General features: G+C 62.2%; 15 protein-coding genes. 14 read left to right on the top strand and 1 reads right to left on the bottom strand.

Annotated elements, in window-relative coordinates; translation table 11 throughout:
* The first annotated feature begins 439 nt into the window (after nucleotides 1-439).
* The 10 genes from GCT19_RS19745 (at nucleotide 440) to GCT19_RS19700 (ending at nucleotide 10,354) form a co-directional block, all read left to right on the top strand.
* Nucleotides 440-1,594: a porin gene (locus tag GCT19_RS19745; protein WP_013093939.1), complete on the top strand. Its 1,155-nt coding sequence runs from the start codon at nucleotides 440-442 to the stop codon at nucleotides 1,592-1,594.
* A 204-nt stretch (nucleotides 1,595-1,798) separates the two neighbouring features.
* The gene (locus GCT19_RS19740) at nucleotides 1,799-2,890 is read left to right on the top strand and encodes a LacI family DNA-binding transcriptional regulator (protein WP_152852868.1); all 1,092 of its coding nucleotides are present in this window, start codon (nucleotides 1,799-1,801) and stop codon (nucleotides 2,888-2,890) included.
* A 204-nt stretch (nucleotides 2,891-3,094) separates the two neighbouring features.
* Nucleotides 3,095-4,342, top strand: a complete 1,248-nt coding sequence (locus GCT19_RS19735) for an ABC transporter substrate-binding protein (protein ID WP_152852867.1) — start codon at nucleotides 3,095-3,097, stop codon at nucleotides 4,340-4,342.
* Between the two features lie 129 nt (nucleotides 4,343-4,471).
* On the top strand, nucleotides 4,472-5,506 hold the full coding sequence (locus GCT19_RS19730) for a carbohydrate ABC transporter permease (RefSeq protein ID WP_152852866.1): 1,035 nt from the start codon (nucleotides 4,472-4,474) through the stop codon (nucleotides 5,504-5,506).
* Nucleotides 5,503-6,333, top strand: coding sequence for a carbohydrate ABC transporter permease (locus GCT19_RS19725; protein WP_018433683.1), 831 nt, complete (start codon nucleotides 5,503-5,505; stop codon nucleotides 6,331-6,333). The genes GCT19_RS19730 and GCT19_RS19725 overlap by 4 nt, the downstream gene beginning before the upstream one ends.
* A 58-nt stretch (nucleotides 6,334-6,391) precedes the next feature.
* Nucleotides 6,392-7,729 carry a GH1 family beta-glucosidase gene (locus GCT19_RS19720; protein ID WP_152852865.1) on the top strand — a complete coding sequence of 446 codons (1,338 nt, stop codon included), beginning with the start codon at nucleotides 6,392-6,394 and terminating at the stop codon, nucleotides 7,727-7,729.
* A 112-nt stretch (nucleotides 7,730-7,841) separates the two neighbouring features.
* The gene (locus GCT19_RS19715; RefSeq protein WP_018433684.1) at nucleotides 7,842-8,972 is read left to right on the top strand and encodes an ABC transporter ATP-binding protein; all 1,131 of its coding nucleotides are present in this window, start codon (nucleotides 7,842-7,844) and stop codon (nucleotides 8,970-8,972) included.
* A 50-nt stretch (nucleotides 8,973-9,022) separates the two neighbouring features.
* Nucleotides 9,023-9,262 carry a hypothetical protein gene (locus GCT19_RS19710; RefSeq protein ID WP_152852864.1) on the top strand — a complete coding sequence of 80 codons (240 nt, stop codon included), beginning with the start codon at nucleotides 9,023-9,025 and terminating at the stop codon, nucleotides 9,260-9,262.
* A gap of 472 nt (nucleotides 9,263-9,734) precedes the next feature.
* Entirely contained in the window at nucleotides 9,735-9,965 is a 231-nt protein-coding gene (locus GCT19_RS19705) for a type II toxin-antitoxin system Phd/YefM family antitoxin (protein WP_013093946.1), read from the top strand.
* Nucleotides 9,965-10,354 (top strand): type II toxin-antitoxin system VapC family toxin, encoded by a 390-nt coding sequence (locus GCT19_RS19700; protein ID WP_018433686.1) that lies wholly within the window; start codon nucleotides 9,965-9,967, stop codon nucleotides 10,352-10,354. Before GCT19_RS19705 ends, GCT19_RS19700 begins: the two co-directional genes overlap by 1 nt.
* Here GCT19_RS19700 and GCT19_RS19695 read toward each other — a convergent pair.
* Nucleotides 10,333-11,382 carry a LacI family DNA-binding transcriptional regulator gene (locus GCT19_RS19695; RefSeq protein WP_013093948.1) on the bottom strand — a complete coding sequence of 350 codons (1,050 nt, stop codon included), beginning with the start codon at nucleotides 11,380-11,382 and terminating at the stop codon, nucleotides 10,333-10,335. The two genes, GCT19_RS19700 and GCT19_RS19695, sit on opposite strands and share 22 nt — an antisense overlap.
* A 270-nt stretch (nucleotides 11,383-11,652) precedes the next feature.
* On the opposite strand from GCT19_RS19695, the gene GCT19_RS19690 reads away from it, so the two are divergent.
* The 4 genes from GCT19_RS19690 (at nucleotide 11,653) to GCT19_RS19675 (ending at nucleotide 15,963) form a co-directional block, all read left to right on the top strand.
* Complete coding sequence (locus GCT19_RS19690) at nucleotides 11,653-12,948, top strand: extracellular solute-binding protein (RefSeq protein ID WP_035490628.1); 1,296 nt, start codon at nucleotides 11,653-11,655, stop codon at nucleotides 12,946-12,948.
* Between the two features lie 63 nt (nucleotides 12,949-13,011).
* Complete coding sequence (locus GCT19_RS19685; protein ID WP_026228331.1) at nucleotides 13,012-13,929, top strand: carbohydrate ABC transporter permease; 918 nt, start codon at nucleotides 13,012-13,014, stop codon at nucleotides 13,927-13,929.
* A gap of 3 nt (nucleotides 13,930-13,932) precedes the next feature.
* Complete coding sequence (locus tag GCT19_RS19680) at nucleotides 13,933-14,763, top strand: carbohydrate ABC transporter permease (protein WP_013093951.1); 831 nt, start codon at nucleotides 13,933-13,935, stop codon at nucleotides 14,761-14,763.
* A 69-nt stretch (nucleotides 14,764-14,832) separates the two neighbouring features.
* A complete protein-coding gene (locus GCT19_RS19675) occupies nucleotides 14,833-15,963 on the top strand; it encodes an ABC transporter ATP-binding protein (protein ID WP_152852863.1) in 1,131 nt (376 codons plus the stop codon).
* Nucleotides 15,964-15,976 lie beyond the last annotated feature (13 nt).

Below are 15,976 nucleotides of genomic sequence, written 5' to 3'. Positions count from 1 at the left end.
TGCTGACTGCTCCGACGCTGGTTCGTCAAGCCCAAACCGGCAATGCAGGCGAGCGGGCTCGTTGCATGTTTGCAACAACAGACGCGAAATTGTTCTTGCATTTGATCGCGTTTTCCTTGTTAAGCGAGCGCTGAGCGACGTGCGAGGCGCATTCGCGCATCGCTTTGGTTCGTGAATTCAAACGGATTTCCGACGCTTGTGACCATCACGTAATGGTCACAAAGCAGGGTGCTACTGCGGGATCGGGCGGCGCGCAACTGTTATCGATAACAGCGTTTTCCCTGAGCGGTTAGTTCGATGCGCGGGGCGAGGTCGTCCCTATAATCGCCTCGAAATGTGATGCGAATACGAAGCGAACATTTCGGCAAGAGGGGAAACGTGTGAGAACGCGTGCGTCCTGTGCGGCTTGGAGACGCCAAAATATATATAGGATATCTAAATGAAGAAGAAGCTTATTGCTGTGGCTGTGATGGCAGCCGCGACGACGGTGGCTCATGCGCAGAGCAGCGTCACCCTGTACGGCCGTATCGACAACGGCATCCAGTTTGAAACCGGCCTTCCGGGCGGCCACGCGTGGTCAGCTCAAAGCGGCGACTGGGGTTGCTCGTGGTTCGGCCTCATCGGCTCCGAAGATCTCGGCGGCGGCACGAAGACGATCTTCCAGTTGGAGGGGCAACTCAATACGATGACCGGTGCATCGGCGGGCAATCTGTTCGGCCGCCACGCAACGGTGGGCTTTACGAACGACAGCTGGGGTCTGTTCAAGATCGGTAACCTCGGCGCCGGCGAATTGGCGCAAGACAGCTGGGGCACCGACCCCCAGGTGATGCAGCGCTACGCGATCTCGACCCTGGTGCGCGGCCGTAACTGGACGAGCACCAGCAACGGCGCGGAGTACAACTCGCCGGTGCTGTTCGGCGGCCTCGTGCTGAAGGGCCAGTATTCGCTGACCAACAACACGAGCTGGAACTCGGCGCCGGTCAACGCGGCGGGCGTGCCGACCGGCCAGGGTCGTACCAACGCGGTTGAGGGCGTCTACACGTGGGGCTCGGGCGACTTCCGGGTGATCTACGACGAAGTGCGTGGCGCCAACGGCTCGTTCAACAACGTGTACTCCGCTTCGCGCGACATTCTCGTCGGCGGTAGTTACGTGATCGGTCCGGTCAAGCTGTACGCGGGCTATCAGCATCTGAGCGCGCCTGACGCGACCAACGCAAGCGTCGGCGTGACTGATGCGTCGCAGCCGCTCGGCGTGAGCGCGCCGACCAGCGTGAACCACGAATGGTTCGGCGCCGCATGGCAGGTCACGGCGCCCACGCTGTTGACGGCCGCGGTCTACCACGCGAACGCGAACAACGGCAACGGCAACGCGACGCTGTTCACGCTCGCCGGTACGTACGCGCTGTCGAAGCGCACGTTCCTGTACACGGAAGCGGGCTATGTGCACAACAGCTCGACGTCGAACCTGAACCTCGGCAACGGGCCGTACGGCAACAACAACTTCAATCCGGTGACGGGCACGTCGTCGAACAGCAACCCGAACTATGGTCACAGCCAGACTGGCGTCTTCGCCGGGATCATGCATTCGTTCTGAGTTGAAGTTGCCTGACCGGCAATCGTAGCGATCTCTTTGTTTCAAGGACTGTTTATTTCTCTTTCATAGAGAGGCCGGTGCGACGCCTCCTCCACCCTCGTCGCATCGGCTGCTTTTTCATTTTTTTCGATTTTCATCATCGGACGGGCTGCGTTTCTTCATATCTGAAAGCGCTTTCATCATCACAGGATTCAGGCAGAACTCATGACCCACGACGGCTCAAACGACAACCCCGGCGCGCCCAAGGTACCCAACGTACCCCTTGCGCCCAACGTGACGCTCGAGGCCATCGCGCGCGCGGCCGGTGTTTCTCCGAGCACCGTATCGCGGATCCTGAACGGTTCTGCGCGCGTGCTTCCCGCCAAGCAGCAGGCGGTGGAGGAGGCAATCGCGCGTTTCAACTATCGGCCGAACGTGCTCGCGCGCAGTCTCGCGAGCGGCCGGACCGAAACGATCGGCGTACTGACGCAAGCGGTGTCGAGCCCGTTTTACGCCGAATGGCTGCGCGGCATCGAAGAGTCGCTGTCCGAGCCGGGCTTTACGCCGATCTTCGTGAGCAGCCGCTGGAACATCGCCGACGAAAAGGCGCGCCTCGAACAGTTCATCGCGCGGCGCGTCGACGGAATCATCCTGCTCCACGCGCAACTCGATGAGTCGACGTTGACCGACTACTCGCGGCGCGCACCGATGCTCGTATTGGGCCGCTCGGTGCAGAACAGCGCGACGCTCGCGGGCCTGCCGATCGACAACATGCAGGGCGCTCGCGACGCGACCCACCATCTGATCGAGCAAGGCCATCGCGAGATCGCCTTCATCGCTGGGCCAGCCAGTCACGAGGATGCGATCGAGCGCCTCGTCGGCTACCGGACCGCGCTCGAGGAAGCGGGCATCGGCTTCGATGCCGACCTCGTCGAGCAGGGCGATTACCTCGAAACGGGCGGCGTCGCCGCGATGGAGCGGCTGATGGCGCGCCATCCGTCGTTCAGTGCGGTGTTCTGCGCAAACGATCAGACCGCGTACGGCGCGCGCCTCGCGATGTTCCGCCGCGGCGTGCGGGTGCCGGACGACGTCTCGCTGGTCGGCTTCGACGACCTGCCGACTTCGTCGTACATGACGCCGCCTCTGACGACGGTTCGCCAGCCGACTTACGAAATCGGCCGACTCGCCGCGCAGGGCATCGTGCAGATGATCCGCAAGCAGTCGATCGCGCTCAGCCCGATTCCGCTCACGCTCGTGACGCGTGAAACCACGCGACGGATCACGCCGCCGGTAAAGCGTGAAGACACGCGTACGTAGCGGCTTTTTTTTTGCCCCGACGTGAAAGCGCTTTCAGGCATCGGCAGTCCAGCAGAGATTCAGCAACACATTCGGCACCAAGCAAGGCCGCACCAAGCAAGGCCGCACCAAGCAAAGCAGCAACAAAGACAACAGGGGAAGTAGGTCGCAGCAACCGGGTATTCATCAAATGCAGTTCAAACAGGGTTCTTTAGGAGACGAGTAATGAAATTCCGCTTTTCAGGCTCTGCCGCCGCCGTTCTGCTCAGCGTGGCCGCAGTCGGCGCGCACGCCAACACCACGTTGAACGTCGCGGTCTTTCCGAAGCTGGACCAGGAAATCAAGGACGCGCTGCCGGCGTGGAAGAAGTTGCATCCGGACGTCGACGTCAAGGTGTCGTCGCTCCAGATCGCCGATCACCACAACGCAATGACCACCGCGCTCGCGACGAGCTCGAATCTGCCCGACGTGATGGCGGTCGAGGTCGGCTTCATCGGCCGCTTTGCGGCGGGCGGCGGTCTCGAAGATCTGTCGAAGGCGCCGTATAGCGCGGGCCAGTACAAGAGCCAGTTCATCAACTACACGTTCGCGCAGGCGACCACGCAGGACGGCGCGATCGTCGGCATGCCGGCCGACATCGGTCCGGGCACGCTGTTCTATCGCAAGGACATCCTCGACAAGGCAGGCGTCACCGAAGCCGATCTGACGAAGTCGTGGGACTCTTATCTGGCGGCCGGCGTGAAGATCAAGAAGGCGACCGGTGCATACCTGATGGCATCGTCGCGCGATATCGAAGACATCTACATTCGTGCCGACCTGAAGGAAGGCGACGGCGTGTACTTCGACAAGGCCGGCAATCCGATCGTCACGTCACCCCGTTTCGTGAAGGCGTTCGAACTCGCGAAGAAAGCGCGCGAGCTCGGTCTCGACGCGAAGATCACGCCGTGGTCGAACGAATGGGCCGAGAGCTTCAAGCGCGGCACCGTCGCGACGCAAATGATGGGCGCATGGCTCGGCGGCCACCTGTCGTCGTGGATCGCACCGGACACGAAGGGCCTGTGGCGTGCGGCCAATCTGCCGAATAACGCGTACGCATCGTTCGGCGGCACGTTCTGGTCGATTCCGGTGAAAGCGACGCAAAAGCCGATGTCGTGGGAATTCATCAAGTTCCTGACGACCCGCAAGGAAACGCAGCTCGCCTCGTTCCGTTCGATCGACGCATTCCCGTCGCTGCTCTCCGCGCAGACCGATTCGTTCTTCGCCGAGCCGGTCGCGTTTCTCGGCGACGAGAAGGCGCGTCTGATCTGGCGTGATGCCGCATCGCACATCCCGGCGATCCAGCGCAGCAAGTTCGACCAGGTCGCCGAGGAAGCGGTGCACTCGGCGCTCGACAAGGTCGTCGACGATGGCGCAGACGTGCATACCGCGCTGCAGGAAGCGCAGGACCAGATCGCCCATCGGGTCCGCCGTTAAGCGGTATTGATGCAAGGTCGCGGCACGCTGCGTGCCGCGGCCGAAGTGTCTCGCAGTGCGCTGCAAGTCTGCTGCAAACAGCGTGGCCGGTCATCGACCCACCCCACGCCCGACTGGACGGAACTATTGATGAACACTCCGCTGCCCACGACCGAAGAGGTCGCCCGCGATGCACGCGTGAGCGATGTGCTGAGCTCGCCCACGCCGTTCGCCGCGCCGCGCAAAACTTCGCGGCTCGATCCGGTGAAGGTCGCACCCTACCTGTTTCTCGGCCCGTTTTTCCTGCTGTTCGCGCTGTTTATGGCGTTCCCGCTGCTGTTTTCGCTGTACCTGTCGTTCCAGAGCTGGGACGCGACGGCAGGGCTGGCGAGCATGAAGTGGGTGGGTTTGTCGAACTTCACGTTCACGCTGACCGACCCGTGGTACTGGAAGTCGCTGTACAACACCGCGTCGATGGCAATCATGTCCGGCGTGCCGCAGCATCTGGTGGCGCTGCCGCTGGCGTTCTTTCTGCAAACCGCGTTTCGCCGCTGGCGCAACCTGATGGTCGGTCTGTACTTCCTGCCGTTCATCACGTCGAGCGTCGCGATCGCGCTAATCTTCTCGTCGCTGTATTCGACCGACTTCGGCATGATCAACCTCGCGATCGCCGAGCTCGGCAAGCTGCCCGGCCTGCACTGGATCGTCCCCGTCCATCCGATCGAGTGGCTGTATAACCCGAAGAACGTCAAGCCGGCGGTGTCGGTGGTGATCTTCTGGCGCTACGTCGGCTGGAACACGGTGCTGTATCTGTCGGCGCTGCAAACCATTCCGAAGGACCTGTACGAGGCCGCGCGCATCGACGGCGCGAACGGTTGGCAACAGTTCACCCGCATCACGATTCCGCTGATCAAGCCGATGATTTTCTTCGCGGTCACGTTGTCGATCATCGGTGGGCTGCAACTGTTCGAAGAGCCGTTCATTCTGCTGCCGAACGAAGGCATGGGTACCAGTCAGTCCGGCCTGACGACGGCCGTCTATATGTATCGCACCGCATTCCACGACGGCGATTTCGGCACCGCGAGTTCGATCGCATGGCTGCTGTTCATTTCGATCGGTGCATTGATGTGGTTGAACACGCGGATCTTTCACCGCAGCGGCATGAACGAGGAGAACCAGCGATGAAATCGTCGAACAACAAGGGCCGCTATATCGGCTATGCGATCGTGGTGGCCGGCGGGCTGCTGATGTTCTCGCCGTTCTACTTCATGTTCGTGTTCGCGACGCACACGAGCTCCGAGATTTTCTCGATGCCGCCCCCGCTGTGGTTCGGCAGCGCGTTTCTCGACAACATGGCCTCGCTGATGCGGCACATTCCGTTCTGGCGCAATCTCGGCTGGAGCTTCTATACGGCCGCGATGCAAACCGTGCTGACACTGCTGGTCACGTCGATGGCCGGCTACGCGTTCGCGATGTACGAGTTCCGCTTCAAGAAGACGCTGTTCGCGATCGCGCTGACCGCGATGCTGGTGCCCCCGTTCCTCAGCATGATTCCGACCTTCATGACGATGAACCTGCTCGGCTGGATCGATCAGCCGCGCGCGCTGTACGTGCCAGGCGCGGCCGCCGCGCTCGGCGTGTTCCTGATGCGCCAGTACGTCGCGTCGGCGATTCCGTCCGAGCTGATCGAGGCGGCGCGCATCGACGGCTGCGGTGAATTCCGCATCTACTGGAGCATCGTGATGCCTCTGTTGGGACCGGCGCTGGGCACGCTCGGGCTGATCAGCTTCATTCAGGCATGGAACAACTTTCTGTCGGCGCTCGTCGTGCTGCGTTCGCCTTCGATGTACACGCTGCCGCTCGCGCTGCGCATTCTGCAAAGCCCGACCAATTCGGATTGGGGCGCGGTGATGGCGGGCTCCGCAGTCGCGGTGCTGCCGTTGCTGGTGCTGTTCGCGTTCACCTCGCGGCGTTTGATCGACGGTCTGACGACCGGCGCGGTCAAGGCCTGAGATTTTTCCTTTCATCTTCACGCCCTGGCGGGCATGACCATTCGGGATAACAACATTTATGTCGACGTATCGATTCAACGAAGACTTCGTCTGGGGCGTGGCCACCAGTTCCTACCAGATCGAAGGCGCAGCGCATGAGGACGGCCGTGGACCGTCGATCTGGGACGCGTTCTGCAAAGTGCCGGGCAAGGTCGTGAACGGCGAGAACGGCGATGTCGCGTGCGATCACTATCACCTCCTCGAGGAAGACCTCGATCTGCTGGCTGAACTCGGCGTCAATGCTTACCGCTTTTCGATCGCGTGGCCGCGCGTGCAGCCGACCGGCCGCGGCGCATTCAACGACAAGGGTCTGGCGTTTTACGAGCGTCTCGTCGATGGTCTGCTCGAGCGCGATATCCAGCCGTTCGCGACGCTGTACCACTGGGACCTGCCGTTGTCGCTGCAGCATACGCAAGACGGCTGGGAAAGCCGCGACACGGCCTATCGCTTCGCGGACTACGCGCGCAAGATCGGCAGCGTGCTCGGCGATCGCGTTGCATCGATCGCGACGCACAACGAGCCGTGGTGCACCGCATGGCTCGGCAACGCAACCGGCTATTTCGCGCCGGGCAACGCCGATCTGAAGAAAGCCGCGCACGTCGCGCACCACCTGCTGCTGTCGCACGGTCTCGCGTTGCAGGCACTGCGCGCCGATGGCGTGAAGGCGCCGCTCGGCATCGTGCTGAATCAGTCGCCGGCGCACGGCGCGACGGATTCGCCTGAAGACCAGGCCGCGGCGTCGCTCGAATACGCGAAGTTCGTGCGCTGGTACATGGACCCGCTGTTCAAGGGCGAGTATCCGGCCGAGGCGCTGGAATGGTATGGCGCAAACGGGCCGCAAGAGGCGATCCTGAGCGGCGATTTCGACGTGATCGGCACGCCGATGGACTTCCTCGGCATCAACTACTACACGCGCATCTTCGCGAGCGCATCGGGCGAGAAGCGTCCGCCGGGCGTGCTTGGCTTCACCGATATGGATTGGGAAGTCTATCCGCAGGGCCTGACCGAATTGCTGACCCGCATCAACGCCGACTACAAGCTGCCGCCGATCTACATCACGGAGAACGGCTGCGCGGCGAAGGACGTGCTGGCTAACGGCCGCGTTCATGACGCCGAGCGCGTGCGCTTCTACGACCTGCATCTGGCAGCGTTGTCGGACGCGGTGAAACAGGGCGTCGACGTGGCCGGCTATTTCGCATGGAGCCTGATGGACAACTTTGAATGGGCGTCGGGCTACGACAAGCGCTTCGGCATGGTCTACGTCGACTATGCGAGCCAGGAGCGCACGCTGAAGGACAGCGCGTTGTGGTATCGCGACGTGATCGCACAACACGCCGGCGTCGCGGCCGTGCGCTGACGCGCACGCCCGGCGGCGGGCGCACCGAACCTCGCGTGGCGCGACAGTAGTGGGGCAGTGGGATAGCGTCACGCGGGGTCTGCAAGTACAAGGACTGAGGAGGAGGCATCAAATGGGCGAACTCGTATTGCGCAAAGTCTCAAAGACGTATGGCGAAGGACCGCAGGTGATCCAGGGCATCGATCTGCACATCCCGGACGGCCAGTTCACGGTGTTCGTGGGACCGTCGGGCTGCGGCAAGTCGACGATGCTGCGCATGATCGCGGGGCTCGAGTCGATCACGGGCGGCGACATTCTGATCGACGGCGTACGCGTCAACGATCTGCAGCCGACGGACCGCGGCATCTCGATGGTGTTCCAGAGCTACGCGCTCTACCCGCACATGACGGTCGCGGAAAACATGGGTTTTTCGCTGAAGCTGTCGGGCAAGTCGAAAAATGAAGTGCGCGAGGCGGTGGGCCGTGCCGCCGAGATCCTGCAGATCACGCATCTGCTGGAGCGCAAACCGAAGGCGCTGTCGGGCGGTCAGCGCCAGCGCGTCGCGATCGGACGGGCGATCGTGCGCAAGCCGCGCGTGTTCCTGTTCGACGAACCGCTGTCGAATCTCGATGCGGCGCTGCGCGTGCAGATGCGTATCGAACTCGCGAAGCTGCATCGCGAACTCGGCACGACGATGATCTACGTCACGCACGATCAGGTCGAGGCGATGACGCTCGGCCAGCAGATCGTCGTGTTCAACAAAGGCCACATCGAGCAGACCGGCGCGCCGCTCGAGTTGTATGAGCGACCGGCGAACCGCTTCGTCGGCGGATTCATCGGCTCGCCGCAGATGAACATGCTGGCCGCGACGCTGGTGTCGCAAAGCGATACGCAAACCGTCGTGGCGCTCGCCGGCGCGAGCCAGCGCATCGTGCTGCCCGGCCAATCGTCGCAGTCGCTGAACGGCGAGCTGACGCTCGGGGTGCGTGCCGAGCACCTGGGCATCGGCTCGCTCGACGAAGGTCTCGCCGCGCGTGTCGAACTGGTCGAGCATCTCGGCGACGTATCGCTGCTGCATGCGCGACTCGATGGCATGGCGCACGCGATCACGCTGAAGCTCGACAAGAAGGACGCGCAGCATGCGGTCGGCGCGCGCGTCGGGATCAAGGTGGCGTCGTCGTCGGTCACGCTGTTCGATGCGAACGGCGCCGCGGTGAGCCTCGCGCGACCCGAAGTCGGCGAAGACGTCGGCGCCGTTGTTTGACAGGCCGATGCCGACGAGCGGGCACCAGCACACCGATGGCGGATAGCGCGATGGAGAAAAATGGAGTGAAGGACGATGGCGAGGCCGCGGCTAGCGGCCCGTCCGGGCAGCGGTATGCGCAGACGCCTGGTGAAACCGCGGCTGCCGCGGACCGCGGGCAATCGGCTATCGAACGAGCGCCGCAGCAGCGAGGCAGGTTGAAGAAGCCGCGCGAATCGCTGCATGTGTGGATCGTACATTTCGATGCGGAGCCTTCATCGAGGCCCCTTGCATCGGACGACGAAGAGTGACGCAAGCTGGGATCACGTTAGCTGGCTCGCATTAAATATTACGTTTTGCTGTCGATGCCTTGCACGGAGCTTCCTCCTTGCTGGGCTTGGCTTCGAGGGTTGGATCGGACGGTTCGGATAGTCGTTCGGAGCTTAGGTTAACTCCGCATGGCGGCGGCGAGTGGGGACCATTAACATCCGCTAACGTTAAGGGTAACGTTCAAGGTTTCTGCATCTATTCGAAGAGCTAAAACACGAAGCAAAACATTGAAACCCGAGACGCGCCTACCGGTGCGGGCTGTGTCGCGGTTCCGGTAATCGTCGCCGCGAGTTGGACGGGAGTTCGAGGGAGCTCCTGGCAGTAGGTTGGGAAGTAGTACCTGAGAGCAAGGTTGATAAAGAACGTCGGGCCACGCATCGCGGTCGTTCGCATGCGGGCGCGCCGGCCCGACACAAAAAATAACCGTTGGAATTTTGCTGGGTGGAGAGCGTCATGGAAAAGCGAGTATCAAAAGCCATCTTCAAGTCCCGGGCCTGCGAGCTGTTCCGTCAGGTCGAGGCATTGGGCGAGACCGTGGTCGTCACCGACCGCGGGCAACCCACCATCGAAATCCGGCCGTATCGCAGCAAGCAGGAGAATCCGCTCGAGCTGCTGCGCGCGTCGATTACGCATTTCAATCTGAAGCACGCGTTGCAACCGGTCACAGCCGACCAGGAAGAGTAATGATCACGCTCGACACGCTTGCGCTCGTGTGCTGGCTCGGCAGGCAGAAAGCGCTGAGCCAGGCCGCGCACGATGCGATCGATCGGGAGCTCGCCGGCGGCGAGATCCTGATCTCGGCGATCAGCGCGTTCGAAATCGCGGAGTTCGTGAAGGTCGGCAGTCTCGGGCTGTCGATGGACGCGCGCAGCTGGATGTCGACGTTTCTGTCGCTAGACGGTGTGCGGATGATTCCGGTCGACACCGAGATCGCGTTTCGCGCGGCCACGCTGCCGCCTTCGCTCAGCTTGCATCAACGCCTGATCGTCGCGACCGCGCGCACGCATGGCGGCGCGCTCGTAACTTCGGATGCGAAGGTGCGCGCGTCGACTTACGTCGAAACGATCTGGTGACGGCCGCGGCGCTGCTTGGTGCGGACTGGGCCGGTGGAATCGCGCACCACCAGTTCCGCCGGCAGCGTGATGCGCTGCGAAGCGGCGTCGATCCCGGCGATTTGCGCGAGCAGCGTGTTGACCGCCGAGCGCGCCATTTGCTGGAACGGTTGACGGATCGTGGTGAGCGCCGGGTGAAACTGCTCGGACATCGGGATGTCGTCGAAACCGATCACCGAGATGTCGTCCGGCACGCGCAGGCCGGCTTCGCGAATTGCGGCGATCACGCCGAACGCGCTCTGGTCGTTGGCAGTGAAGATCGCGGTGGGGGGCTCGGCGAGGTTCAACAGGTCGAACGTGACGTCGAACGCCATCATTTGCGACAGGTCGCCCGCGGCGACCAGCGCGTCTTCGCGCGGCAGGCCGAGGCGAGCCAGCGTGTCGTGATAGCCGCGTTGCCGGTCGCGCACACCTTCGATCGTTTCGTCGCCGGCCAGAAACGCGATGCGCTTGTGCCCGAGCTCCGCCAGGTGTTCGACCGCGAGACATGCGCCGCCGTAGTTGTCGACCGACACCGACGGGAAGCCCGTCAGCGTGCCGCGCTGATCGACGACGACGACCGGCACCTTCGCGGTGGCGAGCGCCTCGAGGCACAGGGACTCGCGCGGAAGAATGGCGAGGATACCGTCGGAGAATTGCTGGATCAGCCCGAGCAGGTCGTGATGCGTATGACGATCTTCGTCGAACACCGTGTAGACCAGCATCTCGCAACCCGCGCCACGCGCCGCGCGGCCCGCGCCGAGAATCAGTTCGCTGGAGAATTGCGTGTCGAGCGTCGGCGTGATGATGCCGATGATGCCATTGCGGCCACCCGACAGTTTCTGCGCGGTGCGGTTGACGACGTAACCGATGTCCGACGCGATTCTCAATACTTCGTCGCGAGTTTCGCGCGACACGCCGGGACGGCCGTTCAGAGCACGCGATGCGGTCATCTGGGACACCCCGGCCAGCTTGGCGACATGCTCGAGCGTGGGGGTTTGTCTTGCCATGCGGGTCGGAGGTGTGCGAGAGGTCATTGGATGGGTCGACTCGCTAATCGCGTTAGCGATACCGTTTATGTAGTGGCTATTCTAGCAGAACCCTTTATATTTCCGCTTTCCCACAATCAATCAATCTTATACGGTGTTGCGTCGCAGCCCCGCCCAGACCAGGTAAAATCCCGCATAGCCTTAGTTCTCGCATCGACCTAACATTCACTAACGTTAAGGCTAACGTTAACGTTTCGGCGGTTTCTTAAAAATCCAGAAGAGGGGACAAAAATGGCGTACCCGGCTTTGTTTAAAGCGCGGTCCATCATCGGCGCGACGGCGCTGCTGTTTTCGTTGTCTGCAGTTGTTTCGAACGCCGTAGCGGCGGACTCCAAGACGATCACGGTATGGGACCAGCAGACCAATGCGTCGTCGAGCAAGATCATTCGCGATGCGGCGGATCGATTCGAAAAGGCGGTTCCGGGCTACAAGGTCGAGAATTCGCACGTCCTGAACGAAGCGTACAAGACGAAGCTGAAGGTCGCTTTTGGTGCGAACCAGCCGCCGTGCGTGTTCGAGAACTGGGGTGGTGGCGGCCTGCATGAATACGTGAAGTCCGGCCAGATCGCCGACCTGACGCCGTACCTGACCAAAGATCCGGCGTATCGCAACCGCTTCATGCAATCGTCGTGGGATGTCACGACGTTCGACGGCAAGACCTACGGCGTTGCTGCTGAAAACGCAGCGGCCGCGGTGATCTTCTACAACAAGGAAGTCTTCAAGAAGTACGGCATCACGCCGCCGAAGACGTGGGATGAACTGATGCACGTCGTCGACGTGCTGAAGCAGCACAACGTTGCAGCGTTCTCGCTCGCGAACAAGAACAAGTGGACCGGTTCGATGTACTACATGTACCTCGTCGACCGTATCGGTGGTCCGCAAGTCGTGAAGGACGCGATCGCAGGCAAGGGCAAGGGCTTCGAAGATCCGGCGTTCGTCGAAGCCGGCAAGCGCATTCAGGAACTCGTGAAGGCTGGCGCTTTCGCGCCGGGCATCAACGGTCTTGACTACGACTCGGGCGCCTCGCGCCGTCTGCTGTACACGGGCAAGGCTGCCATGGAGCTGATGGGCGCCTGGGAAGCTTCGACGATCGCCAACGAGAATCCGGCGTTCTCGAAGGATCTCGACTTCTTCCCGTTCCCGAGCGTGCCGGGTGGCAAGGGCGATCCGCGCGACCTGATCGGCACGGTCGGCGATGGCTTCCTCAGCATCTCGGCCGAGTGCAAGACGCCGGACGCAGCGTTCAAACTGATCCAGGCATTGACCGACGAACAGGCGATGCAGGCTCGCGCGTCGGATGACCACAAGCTTCCGCCGGTCAACAACGTCAAGATCGACGATCCGTTCACGCAGCGTCTGCAGAAACTGCTCGCCGCGGCTCCGAGCGTGCAGCTCTGGTACGACCAGGCACTGCCGCCGGCTCTCGGTGAAATGCACAAGGACACGACGCAGGCACTGTTCGGCCTGTCGCTGACGCCTGAAGCTGCTGCGCAGCAAATGGAATCCGCTTCGAAGAAGGGCGGTTGATCTTCTCCAGTCTCAAAGAAAAGTCCGACTGGCACCGCGAGGTGCCGGTCGGCATACAAGCCCGTGAATATTGCACTTTCCGCTACTCCCGAACGCCGGCTGAGGTTCTCATCGCAAACGCTCGTCACGGTTGTGTTTCTTGCACCGTCGCTGCTGCTGCTGGCCGTGTTCCTGCTTTATCCGCTCGTCTCCAGCCTGCGGCTGTCGCTGCTCGACTGGAACGGCCTCGGCAACACTGCCCGTTATATCGGGCTCGCGAACTGGGAGCGGCTCGCGCACGACACGGTGTTCTGGCAATCGCTGCGGAACAACGTGATTCTTGCCGTCGCGTCGATCGTCATCCAGCTTCCGATCGCGCTCGCGCTCGCCGTGCTGCTGGAAAAGGCCGGCCGTGGCTCGCGCTTGCTGAAGGTTCTGTATTTCCTTCCTCTATTGATGTCGAGCGTGGCGATCGGCGTGCTGTTCAAGCAAATCTACGATCCGAATTTCGGTCCGGTCAACGTCGCGCTGCAGGCATTCGGGCTTGATGGCCTCGCGAAAGACTGGCTGGGCGACCCGCATTTTTCGCTGGGTGCGACGATTGCCGTGATCATCTGGCAGAACGCGCCCTTCTACATGATTCTGTTCCTCGCCGGACTCTCGTCGATGCCGGCCGAGGTCAACGAGGCAGCGTTGCTCGACGGCGCATCCGAGTGGACCATTTTCTGGCGCATCAAGCTGCCGCACCTGCAAGGCACGGTGCGTACCGCTGTGCTGCTGTCAGTGCTCGGCTCGCTGCGTTACTTCGATCTCGTCTTCGTCATGACCGGTGGCGGCCCCGAAGGCTCGTCCGAGGTGATGGCCACCTACATGTATCGCACGGTGTTTAGTTCGTTCCAACTCGGCTACGGCAGCACCATCGGCTCGGCGATGTTCCTTATCGTCATCACGGTGGCGGCGGTGTCGATGTACTTCACCCGCCGTTATGCAACCGAGGTCTGAACCATGAACAAGAAACTTCGCTTTCCCCGCGTGGGGATTCCTCTGCTCGCACTGATCTGGCTGGCCGTCACGACGATTCCGTTTCTCTTCATGCTCGCGTCGAGCTTCAAGAGCCAGGAAGAGACCTTCGCGACGTCCGTGTGGGCGCCGCCGAGTCACCTGTATTGGGGCAATTACGCGGCTGTGCTGCACGGGCCGTTCTTCACTTATTTGCGTAACAGCGTGTTCACGGTGGGCGTGTCGGTGCTGCTGATCGTCGTCATCAGCGCGATGGCGGCCTACGTGTTTGCGCGCTTGCGCTTCTCGCTGAACAAGACGCTGTTCGGTCTGGTGGTCGCCGGCATGATCGTGCCGCTGCATGCGACGCTCGTGCCGATCTATCTGCTCACGCGCAACCTCGGTCTCTACGACACCGCGTTCGCGCTGCTCGGCCCGTATGTGGCGCTCAGTCTGCCGGTATCGATCTTCATCCTGACCGAGTTCATGCGCCAGATTCCGCGCGAGCTCGAAGAAGCGGCGCAGCTCGACGGCTGCAGTCCGTTCCGCATCTTCTGGCGGATTTTCTTCCCGCTTTCGGCACCCGGGCTCGCTACTGTGACGATCTTCAACGGCATTGGTCTGTGGAACGAGTTCATCTTCGCGTACATGCTGACGTCGACGGCCGAGCACCGCACGCTGCCGCTCGCGATTTGGGACTTCATGGGGCAATACGCGTCGAACATTCCTTCGATGCTGTCCGTTCTCGTGCTCACCTCGTTGCCGCTGATCGTTGCGTACGCGTTCGGTCAGGAGCGCGTGATCAAGGGGATGATGGCTGGCTCGCTCAAGGGCTGATCCGCATCGCACACCACCTCGAATCGTGTGGGCTGGAATGGCCCGCACACCGAACTTCGCAAAAACGACATGGCAAGCATCTCTCTCACTAACGTGCAGAAATCCTATACGAGCGGTAACTCGGTGATCCGCGACGCCAACCTCGAAGTCGGCAAGGATGAATTCTGCGTGTTCCTCGGACCATCGGGCTGCGGCAAGTCCACGCTGCTGCGCATGATCGCCGGTCTCGAATCGATCACCGACGGCGAACTGCGCATCGACGGTGAACTGATGAACAACGTCGAACCCGCGAAGCGCCAGGTCGCAATGGTGTTCCAGAACTACGCGCTCTATCCGCATATGAGCGTGTACGAGAACATGGCATTCGGTCTGCGCCAGGCGAAAGTCGATAAGGCGATCATCGACAAGAAGGTGCACAGCGCCGCTGCAGCACTGCAACTCGACAGCTATCTCGAACGCCGCCCCGCTGCGCTGTCCGGCGGTCAGCGCCAGCGCGTGGCGATCGGCCGCGCAATCGTTCGCGAGCCGGGCGTGTTCCTGTTCGACGAGCCGCTGTCGAACCTCGACGCCGCGCTGCGCGTGCAGACGCGTACCGAAATCGCCCGTTTGCATCGCGAGTTCAACCGCGCGAGCGCGGTGTACGTCACGCACGACCAGATCGAAGCGATGGCGCTCGCTGACAAGATCGTGCTGCTGCACGCCGGCGCGGACATGGAAAAGCACGGCAGCATCGCGCAGATCGGCGCACCGCTCGATCTGTATCACCGGCCGAAGAGCCGCTTCGTCGCGGGCTTCATCGGTTCGCCGAAGATGAACTTCATGCCCGCCACGGTCCTCGCGGTCGACGAAAAGGGCATTCAGGTCGAGCTGACCACGGGCGAGCGCGTGCGTGCCGAGGTCGACGGCCGCAGGCAGCGCGTCGGTTCGCAGGTCACGCTCGGCATCCGGCCGGAGCACCTTGCCCTGCCGTCGGCGCGGCCCGGCGTGCAGACGATCCGCTGCGCCGTGCGTCTGGTCGAACGGATGGGCGAGCACAGCTACGTGCACGTGGACGGCGGCGTGCGCGAGGGCAACACGTTGATCGCCAAACTGCCCGGCGACGGTGGCGTCAATCACGACGAACGCGTCGAGCTGGCGTTCGCACCGCAAGCGTGCCACGTGTTCGACGACAAGGATTTCGCGCTGCCGCGTCTGCACTGATCCGCTTGCCGCG

It is taken from the genome of Paraburkholderia atlantica, from assembly GCF_009362785.1.
In the GTDB taxonomy this organism is placed as follows: Bacteria; Pseudomonadota; Gammaproteobacteria; order Burkholderiales; family Burkholderiaceae; genus Paraburkholderia; species Paraburkholderia atlantica.
The sequence above is the reverse complement of the archived record's forward strand: the minus strand, read 5'-3'. Positions and strand labels throughout refer to the sequence as shown.